This is a genomic window from Tunturiibacter gelidiferens, assembly GCF_051013345.1.
Classification (GTDB): Bacteria; Acidobacteriota; Terriglobia; order Terriglobales; family Acidobacteriaceae; genus Edaphobacter; species Edaphobacter gelidiferens_A.
Window position 1 is genome coordinate 3,976,436 of record NZ_CP132939.1, and the last position, 19,494, is coordinate 3,995,929.

A 19,494-nucleotide genomic window follows, 5' to 3' on the forward strand; every position below is an offset into this window, starting at 1 on the left:
TACAAAAAGATATTCGCGAATTTCGCTTAGGGCTTCGCAGGAGTGACGGGTTGGGCCTGAAGGGCGGCGGAGATCCAGCTCTCCAATTCGCCACTCTCTCGCATGAGGTTGATCCGAGCTTGTTGCAGTTCGAAGTTGGCATTTAGAACCGCGAGAAACTTTTCCCGTTCGGCGATGCGCGAGGTCTGCTCGTCTTTGGGAGTCATCTGCGTGCCAGCCAGGTTTCCATTGCCGGTGCTCAGTTGAACGGTGAGGACGTCGAGATTCTGCTGGGCCAGCTGCTGATCGAGGGTGGCGATCTCTGCGCGGACGACTAGCTCTGCGACGGCGTGCTGGATCCTGAGCCGGGAGTCGAAGAATTGATCGCGGATCGAGTCGGCTTCGTGCTCGGCGTGGGCTGCGTCTGCGTCTGCCTCACGGGCTTTAGCTTTGTGGGCGGCGTCAAAGAAGGGAATAGTGATCTGGACGCCGATGGCGGCGTTGTTCTGCTGGAAGCGGAAGTAGTAGTCCTGCAGGTTGTTGAACTTCGCGTAGCGGCTGTACTGGCCCTCGAGAACGATCTGCGGTCGCCAGAGGTAACGGTTTTCGCCGAATGCAATTTCGCGTTTCGCACGTGCATTCGCGTAGGCGGATTCGACCGCGGGGCTGGTTCCGACCAGCGTTGCGGTGATGTCGGCGGGCTTGTCCTCGTCCAGTGCTGGAATGCTGCTGCCGGAGGTTGCAATCCCTTGCGGAGGTAAACCTAGAAGGCGTGCCAGATGAGCCTGATCTGCGGCGGCATCGTCGTCCATACGAAGACGGGCGAGATGGATCTGAGCGGCGGTGATGCGGGCTGTGGTGAGATCGATGGGAGTGTCCTGACCGGCGGCGAGACGGTCCTGAACGATCGTTACGAGATGGTCCGCGAAGCCTTGTTGCTGATGGAGGACGGCCTGACGCTGAAGGTCGCGATTGAGTGCGAGGTAAGTGACGGCCGCATCCTCCGCGACAGCCTCGCGAACGTCCTTCAGGGAGAGGGTTGCTGCATCGAGCGAGGCCTTGGCGCCGCGAACCAAGTCGCGTTGCGAGTAACTGAAGACGAGAGACTGCGTTGCGAGGTTGTAGATGGATGGTTGGCCGAGAGGGAATCCGTAAGAGGGAGGGCCGATGGACGATGCGCCGACAACATTCGGGATGTAGGCGTCTTTGAGTTCTTCCAGGGCGGCTCTTGCCTTGTCGACGTCTGCCTGGGCGGTCAGGACTTTGGGGCTGTTCTTCAGTGCCAGACCTATCGCGCTGGTAAACGAAATCTGCGCCATGGCAGGCGTTACCACAACGGCCAGAGCAGAGCACGCGATCAATAGGCGAAGAAGACGGATCATACTTGCTGAGAGATTCCTTAGGACCGATTAGAGATCATGGTATCGCCTTTTTTCTATGATCCCTGTAATGCTTTGCGGGCGGGTACATAGTTCGATGCGAGGGATAGAGCTGCGAGGTATTCGTCATGCGCTCCGGCGGCGTCTCCATCCTGAGCAAGAAGCCCACCCAGCTGGAGGTGAACTTTGAATGCGGGGGCGCCATCGGTCTTTCCAGAGGAAGCGAGATAGGTGCGAAGCAGACTGATGGCGAGCTGCGGCGAACTATGGGCTTCCGAGAGGGTGCTGGCAGCATCGACCAGGGAGGGCCCTGCGATGGTCAGCGGCGAGGGCCGATTGGATGGCCTGGAGCATCTTGTCTGGCTGATTCTGACGTTTGTAGAAGTCGCCTAGGTTGATGTAAGCCTCGGTTGTTTTGCCTGCGGCGACGGCCGCCTGAAATTCGGCCTCAGCGGCTGGGATGTCCTTTTTCTTTTCGGCGACAAGGGCCAGCAGACGGTGAGCCTGAGCAGGGAAGTTGGGCTGCATTCTTGCGGCGAGAGCCTGGGCTTTATCGAGGCCGCCACCGATCAAGGAGGGGGCTGCAACGTAGTATTCGCCAAGGTCGCTCATGGCTTGAAAGTTTTCGGGGTCTAGCTGTACGGCGCGCTCAAACTCGTTGTGGACTTTGATGGCGAGGCCCAGCGCTGAGAAGGGACTGGCGTGGGCAGCTTTTATTCCGTAGGCGCGGGCGAGCCACATGTGGTCTTCGCTACTGTCAGGCGCATTGGCTACGGCTAGTTCGCACTCGTGGATGGCTTGGTCGGCCTTGTCCTGGGCATAGTAGACGCGACAGAAGAGCTGGTGGGCGTGGGCGTTGTCGGGTTGGGAGGCGAGAAGGTCCTGGAGCATGGCGGCTGCGTCATCGACGCGACCTTGCTGGAGCAGAGCGTTGGCCTGCGTCTCGTCGGCGACGAGAAAAGATGTCGAGAAGAGGAGAGTGAATAGAAGGGCGTAGTGAAGACGAAACAAGCGTCTCGAAGGTGACAGTGACATGGCTACTCGACTATTTTGACGGGAAGCCCATTGGTAAGTTCACGGTTGTTGACAGCGCTGAGGGCGACCGTATCTTTTTCGGTGAGTCCGCTGACGATCTCGAGGCGAGTGAGATTGACTCCTGCTCCTACCTGAACGGGGTGCGGACCAGCCTGTTGTTGACTACGCGAAAGACAAAATCTCCGCCCTCTGTGTGGAGGGCCTCGCGGGGGACGCTGAGGACGTTGAAGCGCTGCGAGGTGGTAACGGTGACGGTGACGTTGGTGTTGGGGAGGAGGTCGCCGCGTGCGTCGTCGACGGCGATGATGCACTCGCCTACGTTGCGTGTGCCGTAGGTGATGACGGTAGAGGGAGCGCGACTGATGTGGCCGTGCCAGGTCTGAGTGGGCTTTGCATCCCAGACAATTTTGACGGGTTGGCCTACTGCGAGTTTGCCGATCTCGGGCTCGTCGAAGTAGGCGCGGACCTGGATTCTGTTGAGGTCGGCGAGATCGAGTAGATTTTCTCCAGCAGGAACGAAGTCGTAGGCGGAGACCGGAATCGAGTATACGGTTCCGGCGAATGGAGCGCGGATGTTGTCGTTAGCATAAGCGGCCTGGGCGGCGGCAAGTGCAGCGCGTGCATCTGCAAGCTGGGCTTGTGCACGAGTACGGTCCGTGGCACCGTAGCGCTGGGTGCTGCGTGCCTGGAGGCCTGTGACGGAGCTTTCGGCGGTGAGAAGACGCTGTTCGGCGGAGGCTACCTCGCTGGCGGAGGCGGCTCCCTTCTCCTGGAGGGCCTTGAATGCTGCAAGATCTTTTGCGGCCTGCTGCTGCTGCTGCTCGGCGTGCCTGAGATCGCCGGAGAGTCCTATGCGCTCGTCCTGCGAGCCTCCCTGGCTGATGTCGTGGAGAGTCGCTTCGGCAGTGTGAACTGCGGCGTTCGCGGCTGCGATTTTGGCGACGGCGTCGGCGTCATCCATCTTGAGGAGCAACTGGCCTGCTTTGACCTGCTGGCCGACATGGACGTAAATCTTTTCGACGACGCCTGGGGCAGCCGCGGAGGCAGGGAACTCTTCGATGGGCTCGACCTTGCCGAGGTTTGAGACGGAGCTGACGATGTTCTGGTGGTCAACGACTGCGACGCGGACTCCGATCAGGTCGCGGGTCGACGAGCGCACGATGATGAAACCGATAATAATGATGGCGAGGAAGATGCCCCACAGCATTACAGGATTCAGGCGTCTTGTCTCGGTAGTAGGCATCAGTCGAAGGTTCAGTATATAAGACGCTGCATGGAGTCAGATCGGACCAGAAACTTTTGAGGATAAGGTAGTTAACGGGCACGACGCAGCGAATCAGGTGAGTCGGAGATCGACTAATTCGAGCTCCAGTCCAGGGAACCGGGGGTTGGTTTTAGCCTTCAGCCTGTAGGCGACGTCCACCAGTGAGCCTGTGTCGAGAGCCATTTCAGTGCAGCGGGCAGGCCAATCGGTGGTACGGCTCCAGCCAAGGGCGCTGATGCGCGTGGTATGGCCAGGCCTGTGGAGTTGCAGACAGATGTGTCTTTCTTTGATGAATCGCACTGGTGCGCAGAGGGTCAGTGCGCGGGTGAGGAAGATGGGTTCGCGGTTGCCGATGCCGAAGGGTTCGCAGCGGGTGAGCCAGTCATAGAAGCTCTGCGTGAGGTCGCTGAGGAGCAGTTCGGCGTCGCATTCGAGCGGAGGCGTCATGATTTCAGCGGTGAGCCGGGAGACTCCGTAGCGCTGCATGCGCTCCCGGAGGAGGTTCGTGCGGTCGGAGGGCATGGAGAAGCCGACGGCGTGAGCATGGCCTCCGAATCGTGTGAAGAGCGGGGCGTCTGATTCAGACACTGGTTCGTGAACAGCGCTGAGGGCATCGAGCAGATGGAAACCGGCGATGGAGCGGCCGGATCCGTGGGCGTGTCCGTCTTCGTGCGTCATGACGATGGCGGGTCTGCCGGTGCGGTCGACGACGCGGGATGCGAGGATGCCGAGGACGCCCCGATGCCACTCGGGATCGTCGAGGATGATGCACTCGGCGAGGTATTCTCCGAGGGTGTCACGCAGGGCGGCGAGTTGAATTTCGATGGCTTCGAGAGCCTTTGCTTCGGTAGCGCGGCGCTCGTCGTTGAGGCGGTTGAGCTTCTCTGCAAGATGGGTGGCGCGGGCTGCATCTTTGGTGAGGAAGAGCTCGACGACATCGCCGGCGATGTCCATGCGTCCGGCTGCGTTGATGCGTGGGGCGAGTCGAAAGCCTACTTCGGTGGCGGTGGGGGGCGATTGATGGGGATCTCCGCCACTTGCATGAGTGCGCGGAGGCCAGGCTGTACAGGGTTACGAAGTTCTTTGAGGCCAAGAGCCGCGATGACCCGGTTTTCGCCTTCGAGGGGACTGAGTCGGCGATGGTGGCGATGGCGACCAGCTTCAGAAACGAGGGAATCAGGCCGCGTTTCAGCTTAGTGCGCTGCTCTTCGGTCTCCGTTGCGGCGAGCAGAAGAGCATGGGCGAGTTTGAAGGCTACTGCTGCTCCGCAGAGATGTTTGAAGGGGTAGGGACAGTTTTGTTGTGCGGGATTCAGTACGGCGACTGCGTCCGGAATGCCGATGGCGCCGTCGGGGAGGTGGTGGTCGGTGACGATGAGGTCCATGCCGAGAGCCTTTGCTTCTTCGGCTGCTGCGAAGGCGCGGATGCCGGTGTCTACGCTGATGACGAGGCGGACGCCGGAGGCTGCGGCCTGGCCGAGGACGCCGTTCTGCATGCCGTAGCCCTCGCGGATGCGGTGGGGGACGTGATAGGTGACGGTGGCGGGGGTCTCTTTGGGGGCGATGCGCTCGATGGCGGTCTTGAGCAGGACAGTGGCGGTGGTGCCGTCGACGTCATAGTCGCCATAGATGAGGATGGGCTCGCTCGAGCGGACGGCGCGCTGGATGCGGGCGACGGCGGTCTCCATACCGAGCATGAGCATGGGATCCAGGAGATCGTCGAGGGTTGGGGTGAAGAATGTTTGGGCAGCTGCGGTATCGGAGATGGCGCGTGAGACGAGTATCTGAGCGATTGCCTGCGGGCAGCCAAGGGCGTGAACGAGCTTTTGAACGGCAGTCTCGTCTGCGGAGCGAGTACTCCAGGCTGGCAGCCCAAGCTGGGCGGTGGACATTGGTTTTGTTTACTCGTCGCTGTCGTCGACTACGATGCCGCCGAGGTCGGTGACGGTCTCCATGAGGTTCTGGAAGCTGTCGTACCAGTCGGTCGCGACCTCGAAGATGAACATGACGCCCTGGTGGGCGAAGCCGAGCTGGAGGTAGCCAACTTTGCCGACGTGGTTGACGAGATACTCGGCGTCGTCCATCTCTTCGGAGTTCTCGTCGGGGAAGGTCTGGTCGCGGAGCTGTTCGAGCAGGATGGCAACGTCGGATTTTTCGAGGATGACTTCGCTCATGGTGACGAAGGGGAGCCGGCCGCCTTGGCGTGCTCGACGAAGTCCTTCCAGCCGTCGGGGTTTTCTTCTTCGAAGATGACGGTCGGGACGTCTTCGGTGACGTAGGCGTTGAGGCGACGCATGCCGTGGCCGGCGATGAAGGCCACCATGTCGTCTTTGAGCGAGATAAGATTGTCAGGTTGCATTCGATAGTTATTGTCTCAGAAACGCCGGTGTATCGCACGGGAAAGACTCCACGGCACGCTCGGCAAAGGGCTTCTGGAAGGGATTCGGGATTGGCAAAGTTCAAGCACCACGTTTTTATTTGTACCAATGAGCGGGACGAGAGCGCTTCGCGACCAAGCTGCAGCAACGGGGGAGGTGGGAAGCTGAAATCGGCTTTCAAAGAAGCGGTGAAGGATGCCGGGTTGAAGGGGCAGGTTCGCGCCAACGAGCTTGGTTGTCTTGACCAGTGCGAGCACGGTCCGGTGGTGGTGGTCTATCCGGACGGGGTCTGGTATGGGTCTGTTCATGCGAAAGATATGGAGGAGATTGTGAACAAACATCTGCTCCATGGGCGCCCGGTGGAGCGGCTGCGGCTGGCGGATACATGTCTGAATACAGAGAGTTGTCCGCATAAGCCGGCACCCAAACGTAAGTGAAGTATCGACGCTGGATACGACGTGTCGCGTGGTATATTCGAAGGAAAGTCAAATGATTTTTTCAAAAGATTACGTTGGATACCTGGCGCGCCAGACGGTTAAGCATTTGGTCGCCGAGAAGATGATCCACACCGACAAGCCGGCTTTGGTCAACGAACGGGTCGCTGCGGGAATGGTGGAGGAGTTGGCGTTGGAAGACCGGATCAACGATGAAGTTCGCGTGATCCTTGAGGCCTTTCAGGATGATATGCGCAAGACCGGCGCGAGCTATCCGGAGATGTTCAAGAAGGTGAAGAACGAACTCGCCCGCAAGTACAAGGCGGTGCTGTGAGAATCTCGCGCGACAAGCTGAATAAGCTGGCCCACACAGTGGCCGATACTCTGGCGGAGATTCCCGAGGTCGACTTTCTGGAGGATCGAAATACGATTCGGCAGGAGGCTCGGAAGGCCCTGGAGAAGCTGTTGATGGAGGAGACGAAGATCGATGCAGCGGCACGGCAGAAGATCGCTTCGCAGCGGAAGATCATCGTGGAAGGGTCGCAGGAGTGGGACATCCTGTACCGCAAGTACTACAACGACGAGGTCAAGAAGCTGGGGCTGTAAGGGCTTCTTTTTCAGAGGGGCGGGGGTCGCTCAGCAGCGTCGTTAGCTGATATAATCTGTATATCGCAGTGGAGAAGTTCCTCTCCTGTCTGGTTTCTGGCGTCATGGTGTAACTGGTTAACACGCCGCCCTCTCAAGGCGGAGAGTACGGGTTCGATCCCCGTTGACGCTACCAATCCTTTCCTTCTGCAACTTCGTGTTTTGGCGCCATGGTGTAACTGGTTAACACGCGGCCCTTTCAAGGCTGAGAGTACGGGTTCGATCCCCGTTGGCGCTACCAAACTTTCAACAACTTAGACGTAGAAAGCGGACTTAGCTTCCGCATGTTAGTTGGCACCTGTTTGGGGCTGCGCAGGCGGTCGAGCAAAGCCGATGACACGCTCCGTCGTTGAATGAATCCGACGTGAAAAGTCAGGATCGTGAGCTCTGAAAAATTCGGAAATTGGATGAGCGCTTGCGTCTAAGAAAAGATCGAGGAAACGTTCTGCGGTCGACACTCACCATAGGTAGAGGGCCATCGTGGCTCCGCTAACGACAGAATGGTAATGCAAATTGAAAGGGTAGGTTATAGCAGATGTCACTCAACCAAAGTCAACTCCTCTCCTCCTGGCCAAATCTTGAGAAGAGATCGGCGTGCGCTGAAGGCATGGAGCTTGCGCGTAGTTTTCTGAAGGCCGCCCGTGAGTGCGTAATCACGTTAGGGAAGGGCAGGACAAGCGGCAGCCGTGCGGACCTTTTGTGGACCTATAACGCGATGGTGCAGCATAGCGACAGTTGTAAGAAGTGTAGCGAGATCTGATTCCTCTGATTCGATTTCGAGAGGCGAGATGGGCACACGGCGAGGTGCCCATTGACGCTTAAGTAGCAGGCCGTTTCACAAAACTTCAAATCTCCTGGCGGCAAGCGGGATTGAAGGTTCGGGTGTACCTGGCGCGCCCTACCAAACCCTTGTCAGTCGAGACTTAGCGAACGGCTATACTGTAGGGGTGAGTAAGACTTTTTATATTGAGACGTTTGGCTGCCAGATGAATGCCCATGACTCGGAGAAGGTCATCGGGACGCTGGAGCAGCAGGGCTACGCCCGCGTTCAGGACGAGGATGCGGCTGGGTTGATCCTGTATAACACCTGCTCGATTCGCGATAAGGCGGAGCAGAAGGTGTTTCACCGGCTGAATGAGTACAAAAAGCTGCAGGGTGAGGGGAAGAAGTTCGCTGTGCTGGGGTGCGTCGCTCAGCAGGAGGGCGAGAAGATCTTCGAGAAGGCTCCGTATGTGTCGATGGTGGCGGGGTCGGCGTCTTATCGGAATCTGCCGGAGATGTTGCGGCGGCTGGAGGCGGGGGAGGAGCGGATTACAGGGCTCGATGACCGGCAAACAGAGCTGACGTTTGAGACGGAGTTTACGGCGCGGTCGAATCCGCATCGTGGATATATCACGATCATCGAAGGTTGCGACAAGTTTTGCGCTTATTGCGTGGTGCCCTATACGCGTGGCAAGGAGCGTAGCCGGACCGCGGCTTCTGTGCTGGTCGAGGCGCAGAAGATGGTGGATCTTGGGTTCACGGAGATTCAGTTTCTTGGGCAGAATGTGAACTCTTATCGTGATCCTTCGGGGCGGATGTCGTTTGCAGAGCTGCTGGTTGCGGTGGGAGAGCTTGCGGGGATTCGGCGAGTGCGGTTTACGACGTCACATCCGCGGGATTTTACGCGAGATATTGTGCAGGCGATCGACGATACGCCGACGCTCTGCGATCATATTCATCTGCCGGTGCAGTCGGGTTCGACTGCGGTGTTGAAGGCGATGGCGAGGGAGTATACGCGGGAGTGGTATCTCGAGCGGATGAGCTGGATCAAGGCGGCCAAGCGCGACATCAGCATTACAAGCGACATGATTGTGGGCTTTCCGGGCGAGACGGACGCGGACTTCGAGGAGACCATCACGCTGGTGGGCGAGGTGAAGTATGACGCGGTGTTTGCGTTCAAGTTTTCGCCGAGGCCGAATACTCCGGCAGTGACGATGGCGGATAGTATCCCGGATGAGGTGAAGTCGCAGCGGCTGCGGATTTTGATGGATCGGCAGCGGGAGATTCAGCGAGAGCACTATGGACGGCACTTGGGTGAGGTGCAGGAGGTGATGGTGGAGAGCTATAACCCTTCACGGAACCAGGTAGTCGGACGCAGCTCGCAGAACAAGACTGTAAACTTTTCGACGGCGCAGATCGTGCAGGCTCAGCCTCCGATTGGGAGCTATCTGCCTGTCCGGATTACGCAGACGCTGCCCAATTGCCTCGTGGGCGAGGCGATCGCGGATGCGGATTCTGTGCCTTTTATGCCGATACAACGGGCTTCGGATTTTGTGGTGCTTAACTGATGAATCCTTCTTCGGTTCAATCCGCCGTACAGGCTCCAGATGAAGTGGAGATGCAGATTCGCGGGCTCATGATGGACCCGGTCACAAATATGCCCATCATTGTGCTGAAAGATGTGGGGAGCGATCTGGTTCTACCGATCTGGGTGGGAATCTTCGAGGCCAATGCGATCGCGCTGGAGTTGGAGAAGACCGCTACGCCGCGCCCGATGACGCACGACCTGTTGCAAAACATGGCTCGTGGGCTGAATGCTGAGGTACGTAAGGTTGTAGTGTCGGAGCTTCGGGATGATACGTTTTTTGCGGTCATCTGGATGGATCATGAGGGCGAGACTGTTGCGATAGATGCGAGGCCGTCGGATGCTATTGCGCTGGCACTGCGATGGGATTGCCCAATCTTTGTCAACCGTACAGTGCTCGAGAACTCGAAGCAGGCTGCCAGCGGCTCGCCGAATGTGAACGCTGAGGAGATGCGGCGGTGGCTCGAGAATCTGAACGACGATGATATGGGCCGCTACAAAATGTAACGGTTTCAGTTACAGCCAATTGCAAAGTTTCGCAACGCGTTCGGCCCACTCGTCTTCTGAGGGAAGATGCGGCTGCATGACCGCGTGATGTTTGCCTTGAAGGATGCCGTCGATCGCAGAGCGCAGAGCGGGGGTCATATTTTCTTCACCTCCGCTGAAGACGGTTGCCCAAGGGGTGTCGAGCAGAATGTCGCTGACGCCTGATTCGCGATGGAGCAGGACAGGGATGCCGCGGTGTAGCGACTCAATGGCGGGGATTCCGTAGCCCTGAACGGCGGGCATGAGGAAGAGGTGAGTCTGTGCGAAGAGACGCTCGAGATCGTCATCGGGGACGAAGCCGTGGAAGTGGATGCGGTCGCCGATACCGAGAGTCTGCGCCATGTTGCGCAGGGCGGGGAGGAGAGAGCCCATGCCTGCGAGATCGAGTCTCCAATCGATGATAGTTGAGAGCGGTTGGTCGGCGCGCTCCAGTTCGGCGAGGGCGCGGATGATCCAGTCGATTCGCTTGTTGGGCTCGATGCGGCAGACGGAGAACATCCGGAGTTGGTCGTTTACGGGGTGGGAAGGAGGGGATTGAGTCTGGGTGCTGAGACCACCCATGCGAGCGATCTTTGCGTCGATGTTGAAGTCCTTATGACATTCGCTTCGAAGGTATTCGCTGGTAACGATTGTGTTGCCGCCGGTGCGCAGGCCGTAGCCGATGATGCGATTCGAGATTGCGATGCGAAGCTTTGTGGAGAGGCTACGGTTGTCCTGATCTCCGAAGAGTGAGGGCGTGTCGTGCATGAGGGTGTGAAATGCGCGCTGTCCAGCGAGGGTTGCGTGAAGGGCAGGTTGATAGCCGGATGCGAGTGGTTTGGGTGAGTTTGGTGGGTGCTGGTTGAAGTAAGTGCGAAGGGCGGCGATCTTGTTGCGTGCTCCAGATGAGGGTTTGAGCTCGATGACCTGCAGAGGATGGGTGGCGTATTGTGCGAAGTTGCAGCGATCGAAGTAGGTGACGATGTGATTTCGGCGGTGGCGTTGATAAAGCCAGCGGGAGAGCGCGAGGACGCTGCGCTCGGCACCTCCGAACTGCTCGATCTCGGTGATGATGATGGCGCGGGAGTCGCCTGGGGATGTTTGCATGGACCTGTTGGAGGATTGAAGTCGGCTTAGCAAGTTGCCGTTTTGACGATGGCTCAGCGCTTGCAGAGATCGTTGAGGTGAGCGAAGAACTCGGGAAAGCTGATGGCAGCGGATTCAGCGCCCTGGATTTCGGTGTCTCCGGTGGCGCGAAGGGCGGCGATGGAGAAGGCCATGGCGATGCGATGATCAGTGCCGGAGTCGATTTGTGCTCCGTGAAGCCGTTGGTTGCCGGGAATGACCAGTCCGTCCTCGTGTTCGGTGAGTTCGGCTCCCATGGCGCGGAGGTTTTTGGCGACCAGCGCGATGCGGTCGGACTCTTTGACGCGGAGTTCTTTGGCGTCGCGGATGGTGATGCCGTCGCTGGTGTAGGGGGCGATGGCGGCGAGCACGGGGAGTTCGTCGATGATCTGTGCGGCGAGGGCTCCGCCGATGTGCATGCCTCGGAGCCCGTTGGGCGAGACGTTGACCTGAACGGTGCCGACGAGTTCGCCGTGGTGCTCTTCGACGTTGAGGACCTTGATTTTGCCGCCAAGAGAGGTGATGACGTCCAGCAGGGAGGCGCGAGTGGGGTTCATGCCGACTCCGTCCAGGATGAGGTTGGAGTCGGGAAGAGAAGTGCGGCGCAGAGGAAGAAGGCCGCGGAGGAGATGTCGCCAGGGATGGTGGCGTCGATCGCTTTCAGGGTTTGATTGCCGGGGATGCTTAGCTTCGCGACATCTCCTGAAGCTGCGGTCTCCCGGTTGAGCGCAGCGCCGAAGGCTCGGAGGGCGTGTTCGGAGTGATCGCGAGTGCGGATAGATTCGGTGAGGCTGGTGGTGCCGTTGGCTTGGAGGCCGGCGAAGAGGACGGCGGTCTTAACCTGCGCGCTGGGGATGGGCGTGTCGAAGTCGATTGCGTGGAGCGGGCCGCCGTGGATGGTGATAGGAGCGTGGCCTTCAACGAGATCGATCTTAGCTCCCATTTGGCTGAGGGGTTTGCGGATGCGTTCCATTGGACGGAGGGTCAGGGAGTGGTCGCCGATGAGGGTGAATGTGTGAGGATGAGGAGCAATGAGGCCGGCGAGCATACGCATGGTCGAGCCGGAGTTGCCGCAATCGAGGGGTGCGGAGGGTTGTCGGAATTTGCCGGCGGTGCCAGTGATCTCGATGGTCTTGTCTTCTTTGTGGACAACTTTCGCACCGAGGGCTTCCATACATGCGAGGGAGGAGTGTGGGTCGGCGCCGGTGGAGAAGTTGGAGAGGCGTGTGGTGCCTTCTGCAATGCCGGCCAGCATGGCGTAGCGATGTGAGATGGATTTGTCGCCGGGCAGGAGGAGGGATCCTTGCAGGGTGCGGGCTGGGCGGATCGTTTGCGTGGTCGATGAGGAGGACATTTGCTCTAGCTTAAATGCTTTTGGGAGTCGTGAGACGAAGAAGTGGACACACGATCCATAACGAGGTGCTAAGGAGCAACTTCTTAGTACGGGGCATGCCTCTTCCGCTTGAGCAGCAACCTTCAGAAACGAACCGGGTTTGTGCCGTGGGAGACCATCGATGAGGAGTCCGAAGCAAGATCCAGAGAATTGCCGTTGTTTGCCGCAATCGGGCTGGTTTCCTTGGATGTTGAACCCTCAAGCCATATCGCGGACCTAGCTGGACGCGAGGTTCGTCTCTGACATTTCGCTCATCATCCTCGTAGTGGGCCAGGTGCGAGGGGAACTAGGATGAATTGTTTTGCGTACCGATGACTCGAGAGGATTGCGGAGCATCCCATGTGAGAGGTGAATCGATGTGCGACAACGACCTTCGTCGTATTTGTTCGTCCATCAGTCGATAGCGTTGAGCGGCGCCTGGTTTTGCAGCGCTGAAGGCAGTTTGTGCAGGATAACGGAAAAGGACTAGAGATGACTCCTCAAGAACAGGACATGATTGGTGGTCTAATCGATCGCATTCAGAAGACACAGCTTACAGAGAAAGATACAGACGCTGAGCAGATGCTGCAGCAGGGATTGGGACGGAATCCGGACGCGTTGTACATTCTGGCCCAGACGGTGTTGGTGCAGAAGTATGCGTTGGAGCAGGCGCAGGCACAACTGACGCAGGCGAAGGCGCAGATCGAGCAGATGCAACAGCATCCTGAGCCAAAGCATGCGACGAGTTTTTTGGGAAGTTTGTTGGGGCGAAATGAGGAGCCGGTGCCTCCACCGCCGCCTCCGCCACAGCAGGCTTATTCGCAACAGGGAGGGCCGGCTTATCCGCCGTACGCTCCGGTGGGGGCGGGTATGGTTCTGCTCCGGTGCAATATGGGGCTCCACCGGCTCAATATGGTGCTCCGCAGGGCGGCGGGTTTATGCGTGGCGCGCTGCAGACCGCTGCTGGTGTTGCAGCGGGCGCGCTGGCGTTCGAGGGCGTGGAGTCGCTTATGCATGGATTCGGGCATGAGGGGGCTACGGCGGCGGCCAGGGATTGGGCGGCTTCGATGGAGGGCAGCGTCCGACCGAGGAGATCGTCAATAACTACTATGGCGATGATCGTGGCGGGCGCGATGTCTCGGCGGATGAGAGATCGCTCGGGCAGCGGGAGGATCGGGACTTTGGATCGCGTGGCGGTTCGGATGCGTCCTCAAACGATCGGGATTCGCTGTATGGGTCTGATGACTCTGGTTCTGGCGATGATGCCAGCTTCGATTCGGATAGTTCGAGTGATGACGCTTCATTCGACGATGGCGGCGACCTTGGCGATGATGGGTCGGGCGGTGGAGACGACAGTAGCTTTGCCTGAAATGCAGCGTGATTGAAGAGAGGATGGGAGGTCTGCTCGATGCAGGCCTCTTTCCTGTTTGATTGTTTGTCCTGCCGGACGGGCCTCCTGCGCGGAGGGCGGTCACTTCGTGACGGGTATACCTTTTCTGGTCGGCTTCAGGTGGTTTGCTCGGTGGCGCGGAGGACGACGATGGTCTCGTCGTCAAAATGGGCAGTGCCGGCCTGAAAATCGGTGACGGCCTGCAGGATGGCGTCGACCGTGAACTGCGCGGTGGGCTGGTGCTGGGACTTGAGGAGTTGAGTGAGGCGTTCGTCGCCGAACATCTCGCCGGTGCCGTTGATGGCGTCGACGATGCCGTCGGAGAAGAAGACGATGAGGTCGCCGGGACGGGTGGAGAGGGTGAACTCTTCGTACTCGGCGTTGGGGAAGAGGCCGAGGGAAAGCCTTCGGCCTGGATGGTGCGGACGCTGGGAGGTTTGTTGATGTCTGAGTTGGCGGCGACGAAGAGAGGCTGAACGGAGCCGGCGTTGGCGATCTGGAGAGTCTGATTGTTGTCATCCCACACGGCCATGAGCATAGTGACGTATTGCGAGTCGAGCTTGCGCTCCTGGAGTTGGTCGTTGAGGGCGGCGAGCATGGCCGCGGGTGAGAGATGTTGTGGGGCGAGGGAACGGAGGATTCCGCTGACCAGTGCGGCGTAAAGTGCGGCTGGCGCTGCTTTGCCGCTGACATCTCCTACGGCGATGGCGATGCGGCCGGAGCCATAGTCGAGGTAGTCGAAGACATCGCCCCCGATAGAGCGGGCGGCGACGAAGCGGGAGGCGATCTCGGCGCGCTCGAGCTTTGGTGGGTGCGAGGGCATGAGGCGGAGCTGGACCTGGCGGGCCATGTCGAGGTCGCGCTCCATGCGCTGTTCTTCCTCGTGGATTCGCTGGTAGAGGCGAGCGTTGGCGATGCTGATGGCGACCTGCGAGGCGAGGGTGGAGAGGGTGCGCTGGTGGTCATCGTTGTAGTAGTTGACGCGGGTGTGCTCGAGGTCGAGGACGCCGATGACCTCGCCCTTGTAGACGAGGGGGATGGCGAGTTCGGAGCGGACCTCGGGATTGGCTTCTACGTAGCGGGAATCCTTGCGGACGTCGGGAGCGAGGATGGGCTCGCGGAGCACGGCGGCGGTGCCGATGAGGCCTTCGCCGAGGGCGATGGTTCGTCCGCGGGTGACGCGTTCCCCGTAGCGGGAGGAGAATCGGTGCTCGAAGAGCTGAGTGCGGTCGTTCCACAGTAGGATGCTGAACATGTGGAAGTCGATGACGCGTTTTAGGAGCTGACCGATGCGTTCGAGCAGGTCGTCGGTATCGAGGATGCTGGTAATCTCGCGCGAGATGTCGTTGAGGACCGAGAGCGTTTGCGCCTGGCGTGAGACGCGGGTGTAGAGGCGGGCGTTCTCGATGGCGATGGCCATGCGGGAGGCTGTTAGTTCAAGGAGGCGCTGATGCTCCATGGTGAAGTAGCCGATGGTTTCGGACTGCAGGTCAAGGACGCCGATGACCTTGTTCTTGACTACGAGTGGGACTGCGAGCTCGGAGCGGACGATGGGGTTGGCGTCGATGTAGTTCTCCTGGGTGGTGACGTCTTCTACCAGGAGCGATTTGCGCTGGAGTGCGGCCTGACCGGAGACGCCGCGGCCGAGTTTGATGCGCATGCGTTCGATCTCGCTGGAGTGGCCGATCTGGAAGCGCATGCGGAGGTCGGCGGAGCGGTCATTGAGCAGGAGGATAGCGAAGATTTTGTAATCGATGACGGCTCGAACGAGGTCGGCGACGCGGTGCATGAGGGTGTTGAGGTCGAGGGTGGTGTTGAGGGCGTCGGCGAGGTTGTGGAGGAACTCGACCTGGAGGGGCTCGACGCGGATTTTGGGGTCGGCGGCGTGGGAATGGAAGAGCTGCGGGGTCGGGGGCGGTAGTCACCTTCGTAGGGGTGCTGGGGTGCGGGCGCTTCCTGGCCGGCCGGTGGAGCGTTCGGTTTGATGGGGGAAGGCATTCTGCTTTGCGTTGATATTACCGGGTGAGGTTGAGTTTGGGGAGTGCACGATTGGGATTGCGAGTCGATGTTGACGACCAGCCTGAATGGTGTGGATTGTTCTGCCGGAGGCGGGTAGTGTGCTGTCTCTTGCGGCTTCTTTCGAGTTGTTCCTCCGCTTCTGGCGGTGAGGGGTACCCCCACATTCTTGCTGTGGAAGTAGTTTATTTTTGTTTGATTTGCAAAGACACGCTACTCGCAAAAACTTCATTGCAGGAGGTTTAGCTGCAGAATCGTCATTCCAAAAGGGTTAGGGGTTGATCCTCCTTTGTGTGTAGAACGAGATGACCCCGGTGACCGGGGTCGTGTTTTTGAATACTATCTCCATTATAACGGAGATGATAGAACTGATACGCCACGTCTATGTTTATGATTTTGAATGGGATGGGACGTTTAGGGGCTTGACAGTGGATTGGGGCCTCCCTCGGCGGTCGCGAGGAGGTTTTCTGTGGTGGCAGGGGAGACGTTGAGTGTTCTGGCTGGAAGGTTCGAACGGTAGGGGTGGGTGGATTGTGTCGGGATCCTTCACTTCGTTCAGGATGACGGCGAAGGGCGGACAACGGCAAAGGCACGGGCAACGACGGCAGCTGCAGGTGCAACAGCAGCCGCAACTGCAACTGCAACAGCGGGTGCAAGGGCAACGACAACTGCAGCTGCAAGTGCAACTCCAACAGCAGCTGCAACTGCAAAGGCAAATACGGGGATCTCTCCACTGCGCAACGAACGATGAGGCTGTTCGTTGCTCCGGTCGAGATGACGCCTTTCCTTAGACGCCTCATTAGGGATCCCCATGCTACGTCTTCAGGGGTTCCGTTGCTATGAGACGCGATGGATTTAGTAGGTGGGTGTTGAGGTGGCGGGGTCGGTGACGTGTCCGGCGAGTTCGTTGACGATTTTGACGCTGGCGCTGGCTCCGATGCGGGATGCGCCGGCGCGGAGCATAGTGGTGGTGTCGGCCAGGGAGCGAATGCCTCCAGAGGCTTTGACCCCGGCGCGGATGCCGGCTACACCGCGGAGTAGACCGATATCGTCGGCGGTGGCGCCTCCGGTGGAGAAGCCGGTGCTGGTTTTGAGGAAGTCGGCTCCGGCGGAGAGGGCTAGCTCGGAGGCGCGGAGCTTCTCCTCGAAGGTGAGGAGGCAGGTTTCGAGGATGACCTTGACGATGGCTCCGGCGGCATGGGCGATCTCGACGACGCCGTGGATGTCCTGGCGGATGGCTTCGTAGTCAGAGGTTTGACCGGATTTCAGGAGGCCGACGTTGAGGACCATGTCGATGTCGTGGGCACCGTGTTTGAGCATGTGCGCGGTCTCTTCGCGCTTGGAGACGGAGAGGGTGGCGCCGAGGGGAAGCCAATGACTACGCCGACGGGAATGCCGGTGCCCTGGAGGGCGGCGGCGGCGAGCGAGACCCAGGTGGGGTTGATCATGACACAGGCGAAGCGGTGTTGGGCGGCTTCGTTGCAGAGCTGAAGGACCTGGGTGCGGGTGGCGTCGGGCTTGAGGAGGGTGTGGTCGAGGACGGCGGCGAGGTTGTGAGGGGAGGAGAGGGTGTGGGCGGCGAAGGCTTCGGCGTCGAAGTGCTCTGGGCCGCGGGGAAGGGGATCGGTGATGGACAGCGTGTTCAAAAAGTACTCCTTCGGCGGGGGACGGTGATCGCGCCGGGTTACTTTCTATCATACGGGGGTTGGGGCTGGTTTAAGGGAGGCTCGGGGCCCTTCGACGGCTGCAACGGCGAAATACCGGGGTCTCTCCACTACGGCGGCAAAGTGCGCCGCCTTCGGTCGAGATGACGTGTTTTTTGTCGTGCTGACGAGGATGGTTTTCGTGGTGCTGACGAGGGATGGTTTTAGTGGTGCTGACGAGCGTGGTTTTGGTGGTGCTGAGGAGTTAGTTGGTTTTGAGGGAGATGTGCCAGGCTAGCGCGAGGTCGTCGCGGAGGAAGTTGTAAAGTTGCTCGCCGGAGTCTTTGTCGCGGGCTCTGAGGACGGCACTGGGATGAATGGTGGCGATGACCTGATTGGCGTATGGCGTTTGGAGGATCTTACCGTGGTCGCGCATGAGGGTGAAGGTGCCGCCAAGTAAAGACTTGGAGGCCGAGGCTCCGAGGCAGAGGATGACGTGGGGGTGAATGGAGTCGAGTTCGGCGAGTAGCCAGGGGCGGCAGGCGTTGATCTCGGACATGCGGGGGTTCTGGTGGAGACGGAGTTTGCCGCGCTGGACGAATTTGAAGTGCTTGACGGCGTTGGTGAGGTAGATTTTGGAGCGGTCGATGTTGAGTTCGGCGAGGACGCGGTCGAGGATCTTGCCGGCGGGGCCGACGAAGGGCTCGCCTTGTTGATCTTCCTGATCGCCGGGCTGCTCGCCGACGAGGAGGAGCCTGGCGTGGGCGCCGCCTCTGCCGGGAACGGCCTGAGTGGCGTGTTTGTAGAGGTCGCACCCTTTGCAGGTGGGGAGGGCGGCTCGCAGGGCGGGGAGGGTGTGGTCTTCGGGGACGAAGGGCTGGGCGGAGGGTTGCTGTTTTTGCGTAGTGACCATGGCGGAGACTCGGGTCTGAGATTTTGTGATGAGGTCGGGGAGGAGCGAGATCTCGGGGAGGTTCTTCCAATAGCGTACGGGCATCTCGCTGCGCATGGCTTCGGGGTTGAGGCGCGCGGGGTTGTAGATGCTGGAGTAGTAGGAGCGCCAGAGGTCCTCGAGCTCGTCTTCGGCGGGGGCGGATTCGCGGGGAAGGCCGGGGGCGAAGGCGAGTTGTTTTGTGGAGGGGTCCCAGGAGACGGAGGCGTCAGGGGTGAGTATGGTCCAGCGCATGATGCTGAAGCGTTCGGCGAAGAAGGGTGCGGCGAGCGGGAGGATGCGATGGTCGGGCTGGTACCAGGCGATGAAGTGCTCGCAGGTGTCGGGCTGGGAGGGCGTGGGGGTTGCGTGCGGATCGGGGTCGCAGTGTGGGAGTTCGGTGTGATTGAGGCCGAAGGGGGTGGGCGTGGCGAGGATAAGGTGATGTGGTCCTGGTTCGTTGGGCAGGGACTCGTCTACGACGATGGGGCGGCCGCTGGGGTCGCCGGGTTCGAGCACCATGCGGAAGCGAACGAAGGCGTGCATCTTGTGGAGGTCGCGACGGACCTGGGATTCGAGGCGGTCGAGTTCGGCGATGTCGGGGTCGACGGAGATTTTGAGGAGGTTGCGGTTGGTCTGAAGGCGATAGAGGATTCGGTAGAGGAGGTTCCAGCGATGGGGATCGCGGTGGACGGCGGCGATGCTGGCGGATTCGAGGAAGGCTTTGGAGGTGTGTGGTGCGGGGATTGGGGTGCCGGTTGGGGATTCGGAGAACTCAAGAGTGAGGTCGAGCGTGGTGGGGACGGTGGAGTCCTGGAGGTCGAGTTCTTCGGGGCGATAGCCGAGGTGGAGGGCTTCGCGAGCGGCTTCGCGCCAGGCGTTGAAGTCGAGCTCGAGGGGGATTCGCTTCATTAGACGGAGCCGGTGAGTGCGCTGATGGGGGTGAAGAGGTCGAGCTGTGTGGTGAGTTGCGATTCTTCGGTTGCAGGTTGCTGCCGAGGAATGTGATCGATGGTAATGAGATAAGGCAGG

General features: G+C 59.7%; 18 protein-coding genes, 2 tRNA genes and 4 pseudogenes. 10 read left to right on the top strand and 14 right to left on the bottom strand.

The genetic code is table 11. From position 1 onward, the window contains the following. Positions 1-26: 26 nt before the first annotated feature. The 7 genes from RBB80_RS19875 to RBB80_RS19905 form a co-directional block, all read right to left on the bottom strand. A complete protein-coding gene (locus RBB80_RS19875; RefSeq protein ID WP_433964167.1) occupies positions 27-1,361 on the bottom strand; it encodes a TolC family protein in 1,335 nt (444 codons plus the stop codon). A gap of 261 nt (positions 1,362-1,622) precedes the next feature. Continuing rightward, positions 1,623-2,393: a tetratricopeptide repeat protein gene (locus RBB80_RS19880; protein ID WP_433964168.1), complete on the bottom strand. Its 771-nt coding sequence runs from the start codon at positions 2,391-2,393 to the stop codon at positions 1,623-1,625. Positions 2,394-2,520: 127 nt separating this feature from the next. Then, the gene (locus tag RBB80_RS19885) at positions 2,521-3,636 is read right to left on the bottom strand and encodes an efflux RND transporter periplasmic adaptor subunit (RefSeq protein WP_433964169.1); all 1,116 of its coding nucleotides are present in this window, start codon (positions 3,634-3,636) and stop codon (positions 2,521-2,523) included. A 93-nt stretch (positions 3,637-3,729) separates the two neighbouring features. Next, positions 3,730-4,482, bottom strand: a complete 753-nt coding sequence (locus RBB80_RS19890) for a DHHA1 domain-containing protein (protein WP_433969770.1) — start codon at positions 4,480-4,482, stop codon at positions 3,730-3,732. Continuing rightward, positions 4,454-5,548 carry a DHH family phosphoesterase gene (locus RBB80_RS19895; protein ID WP_433964170.1) on the bottom strand — a complete coding sequence of 365 codons (1,095 nt, stop codon included), beginning with the start codon at positions 5,546-5,548 and terminating at the stop codon, positions 4,454-4,456. The genes RBB80_RS19890 and RBB80_RS19895 overlap by 29 nt, the downstream gene beginning before the upstream one ends. 9 nt (positions 5,549-5,557) lie before the next feature. Further along, positions 5,558-5,830: a hypothetical protein gene (locus tag RBB80_RS19900; protein ID WP_433964171.1), complete on the bottom strand. Its 273-nt coding sequence runs from the start codon at positions 5,828-5,830 to the stop codon at positions 5,558-5,560. After that, entirely contained in the window at positions 5,827-6,015 is a 189-nt protein-coding gene (locus tag RBB80_RS19905; RefSeq protein ID WP_433964172.1) for a hypothetical protein, read from the bottom strand. Before RBB80_RS19905 ends, RBB80_RS19900 begins: the two co-directional genes overlap by 4 nt. A 90-nt stretch (positions 6,016-6,105) precedes the next feature. Between RBB80_RS19905 and RBB80_RS19910 the strand changes: the two genes are divergently transcribed. From RBB80_RS19910 to RBB80_RS19940, 7 genes are all read left to right on the top strand, one after another. Beyond that, the gene (locus RBB80_RS19910; RefSeq protein ID WP_433964173.1) at positions 6,106-6,471 is read left to right on the top strand and encodes a (2Fe-2S) ferredoxin domain-containing protein; all 366 of its coding nucleotides are present in this window, start codon (positions 6,106-6,108) and stop codon (positions 6,469-6,471) included. A gap of 52 nt (positions 6,472-6,523) precedes the next feature. Continuing rightward, positions 6,524-6,802 (top strand): DUF507 family protein, encoded by a 279-nt coding sequence (locus tag RBB80_RS19915; RefSeq protein WP_433964174.1) that lies wholly within the window; start codon positions 6,524-6,526, stop codon positions 6,800-6,802. Continuing rightward, positions 6,799-7,074: a DUF507 family protein gene (locus RBB80_RS19920; protein ID WP_179582933.1), complete on the top strand. Its 276-nt coding sequence runs from the start codon at positions 6,799-6,801 to the stop codon at positions 7,072-7,074. The genes RBB80_RS19915 and RBB80_RS19920 overlap by 4 nt, the downstream gene beginning before the upstream one ends. A gap of 98 nt (positions 7,075-7,172) precedes the next feature. Next, positions 7,173-7,249, top strand: a tRNA-Glu gene (locus tag RBB80_RS19925). A 28-nt stretch (positions 7,250-7,277) separates the two neighbouring features. Further along, positions 7,278-7,354, top strand: a tRNA-Glu gene (locus RBB80_RS19930). 706 nt (positions 7,355-8,060) lie between these two features. Beyond that, positions 8,061-9,443, top strand: coding sequence for a tRNA (N6-isopentenyl adenosine(37)-C2)-methylthiotransferase MiaB (miaB, locus tag RBB80_RS19935; RefSeq protein ID WP_433964175.1), 1,383 nt, complete (start codon positions 8,061-8,063; stop codon positions 9,441-9,443). Beyond that, positions 9,443-9,967, top strand: coding sequence for a bifunctional nuclease family protein (locus tag RBB80_RS19940; protein ID WP_433964176.1), 525 nt, complete (start codon positions 9,443-9,445; stop codon positions 9,965-9,967). Before miaB ends, RBB80_RS19940 begins: the two co-directional genes overlap by 1 nt. A gap of 9 nt (positions 9,968-9,976) precedes the next feature. Here RBB80_RS19940 and RBB80_RS19945 read toward each other — a convergent pair whose 3' ends face one another. Together RBB80_RS19945 and aroA are read right to left on the bottom strand one after the other, a co-directional pair. Continuing rightward, complete coding sequence (locus RBB80_RS19945; protein ID WP_433964177.1) at positions 9,977-11,092, bottom strand: glycosyltransferase family 4 protein; 1,116 nt, start codon at positions 11,090-11,092, stop codon at positions 9,977-9,979. Between the two features lie 53 nt (positions 11,093-11,145). After that, a pseudogene (gene aroA, locus RBB80_RS19950) lies at positions 11,146-12,464 on the bottom strand (3-phosphoshikimate 1-carboxyvinyltransferase). A 510-nt stretch (positions 12,465-12,974) separates the two neighbouring features. Between aroA and RBB80_RS19955 the strand changes: the two are divergent. Continuing rightward, positions 12,975-13,316: pseudogene (locus tag RBB80_RS19955) on the top strand (DUF2076 domain-containing protein); the annotation flags it as partial. Between the two features lie 50 nt (positions 13,317-13,366). Next, positions 13,367-13,483: pseudogene (locus RBB80_RS19960) on the top strand (hypothetical protein); the annotation flags it as partial. 96 nt (positions 13,484-13,579) lie between these two features. Here RBB80_RS19960 and RBB80_RS19965 read toward each other — a convergent pair. Both RBB80_RS19965 and RBB80_RS19970 read right to left on the bottom strand, forming a co-directional pair. Beyond that, positions 13,580-15,331 (bottom strand): PP2C family protein-serine/threonine phosphatase, encoded by a 1,752-nt coding sequence (locus RBB80_RS19965; RefSeq protein ID WP_433969771.1) that lies wholly within the window; start codon positions 15,329-15,331, stop codon positions 13,580-13,582. Next, positions 15,332-15,661: pseudogene (locus RBB80_RS19970) on the bottom strand (GAF domain-containing protein); the annotation flags it as partial. On the opposite strand from RBB80_RS19970, the gene RBB80_RS19975 reads away from it, so the two are divergent. Beyond that, positions 15,656-15,793, top strand: coding sequence for a hypothetical protein (locus RBB80_RS19975; RefSeq protein WP_433964178.1), 138 nt, complete (start codon positions 15,656-15,658; stop codon positions 15,791-15,793). The pseudogene RBB80_RS19970 and the gene RBB80_RS19975 sit on opposite strands and share 6 nt — an antisense overlap. A gap of 950 nt (positions 15,794-16,743) precedes the next feature. On the opposite strand, the gene deoC is transcribed toward RBB80_RS19975, so the two are convergent. From deoC to RBB80_RS19990, 3 genes are all read right to left on the bottom strand, one after another. Beyond that, a complete protein-coding gene (gene deoC, locus RBB80_RS19980) occupies positions 16,744-17,208 on the bottom strand; it encodes a deoxyribose-phosphate aldolase (protein ID WP_433964179.1) in 465 nt (154 codons plus the stop codon). Beyond that, positions 17,154-17,534, bottom strand: a complete 381-nt coding sequence (locus tag RBB80_RS19985) for a hypothetical protein (protein ID WP_433964180.1) — start codon at positions 17,532-17,534, stop codon at positions 17,154-17,156. The genes deoC and RBB80_RS19985 overlap by 55 nt, the downstream gene beginning before the upstream one ends. A gap of 262 nt (positions 17,535-17,796) precedes the next feature. After that, the gene (locus tag RBB80_RS19990; RefSeq protein WP_433964181.1) at positions 17,797-19,374 is read right to left on the bottom strand and encodes a UdgX family uracil-DNA binding protein; all 1,578 of its coding nucleotides are present in this window, start codon (positions 19,372-19,374) and stop codon (positions 17,797-17,799) included. Between the last annotated feature and the right edge of the window lie 120 nt (positions 19,375-19,494).

Coding starts and splice junctions, on each gene's coding strand:
- RBB80_RS19875 (WP_433964167.1), bottom strand. CDS start 1,361: ATGATCCGTCTTCTTCGCCTATTGATCGCGTGCTCTGCTCTGGCCGTT.
- RBB80_RS19880 (WP_433964168.1), bottom strand. CDS start 2,393: ATGTCACTGTCACCTTCGAGACGCTTGTTTCGTCTTCACTACGCCCTT.
- RBB80_RS19885 (WP_433964169.1), bottom strand. CDS start 3,636: ATGCCTACTACCGAGACAAGACGCCTGAATCCTGTAATGCTGTGGGGC.
- RBB80_RS19895 (WP_433964170.1), bottom strand. CDS start 5,548: ATGTCCACCGCCCAGCTTGGGCTGCCAGCCTGGAGTACTCGCTCCGCA.
- RBB80_RS19900 (WP_433964171.1), bottom strand. CDS start 5,830: ATGAGCGAAGTCATCCTCGAAAAATCCGACGTTGCCATCCTGCTCGAA.
- RBB80_RS19905 (WP_433964172.1), bottom strand. CDS start 6,015: ATGCAACCTGACAATCTTATCTCGCTCAAAGACGACATGGTGGCCTTC.
- RBB80_RS19915 (WP_433964174.1), top strand. CDS start 6,524: ATGATTTTTTCAAAAGATTACGTTGGATACCTGGCGCGCCAGACGGTT.
- RBB80_RS19940 (WP_433964176.1), top strand. CDS start 9,443: ATGAATCCTTCTTCGGTTCAATCCGCCGTACAGGCTCCAGATGAAGTG.
- RBB80_RS19945 (WP_433964177.1), bottom strand. CDS start 11,092: ATGCAAACATCCCCAGGCGACTCCCGCGCCATCATCATCACCGAGATC.
- RBB80_RS19965 (WP_433969771.1), bottom strand. CDS start 15,331: ATGGAGCATCAGCGCCTCCTTGAACTAACAGCCTCCCGCATGGCCATC.
- deoC (WP_433964179.1), bottom strand. CDS start 17,208: ATGCTCAAACACGGTGCCCACGACATCGACATGGTCCTCAACGTCGGC.
- RBB80_RS19990 (WP_433964181.1), bottom strand. CDS start 19,374: ATGAAGCGAATCCCCCTCGAGCTCGACTTCAACGCCTGGCGCGAAGCC.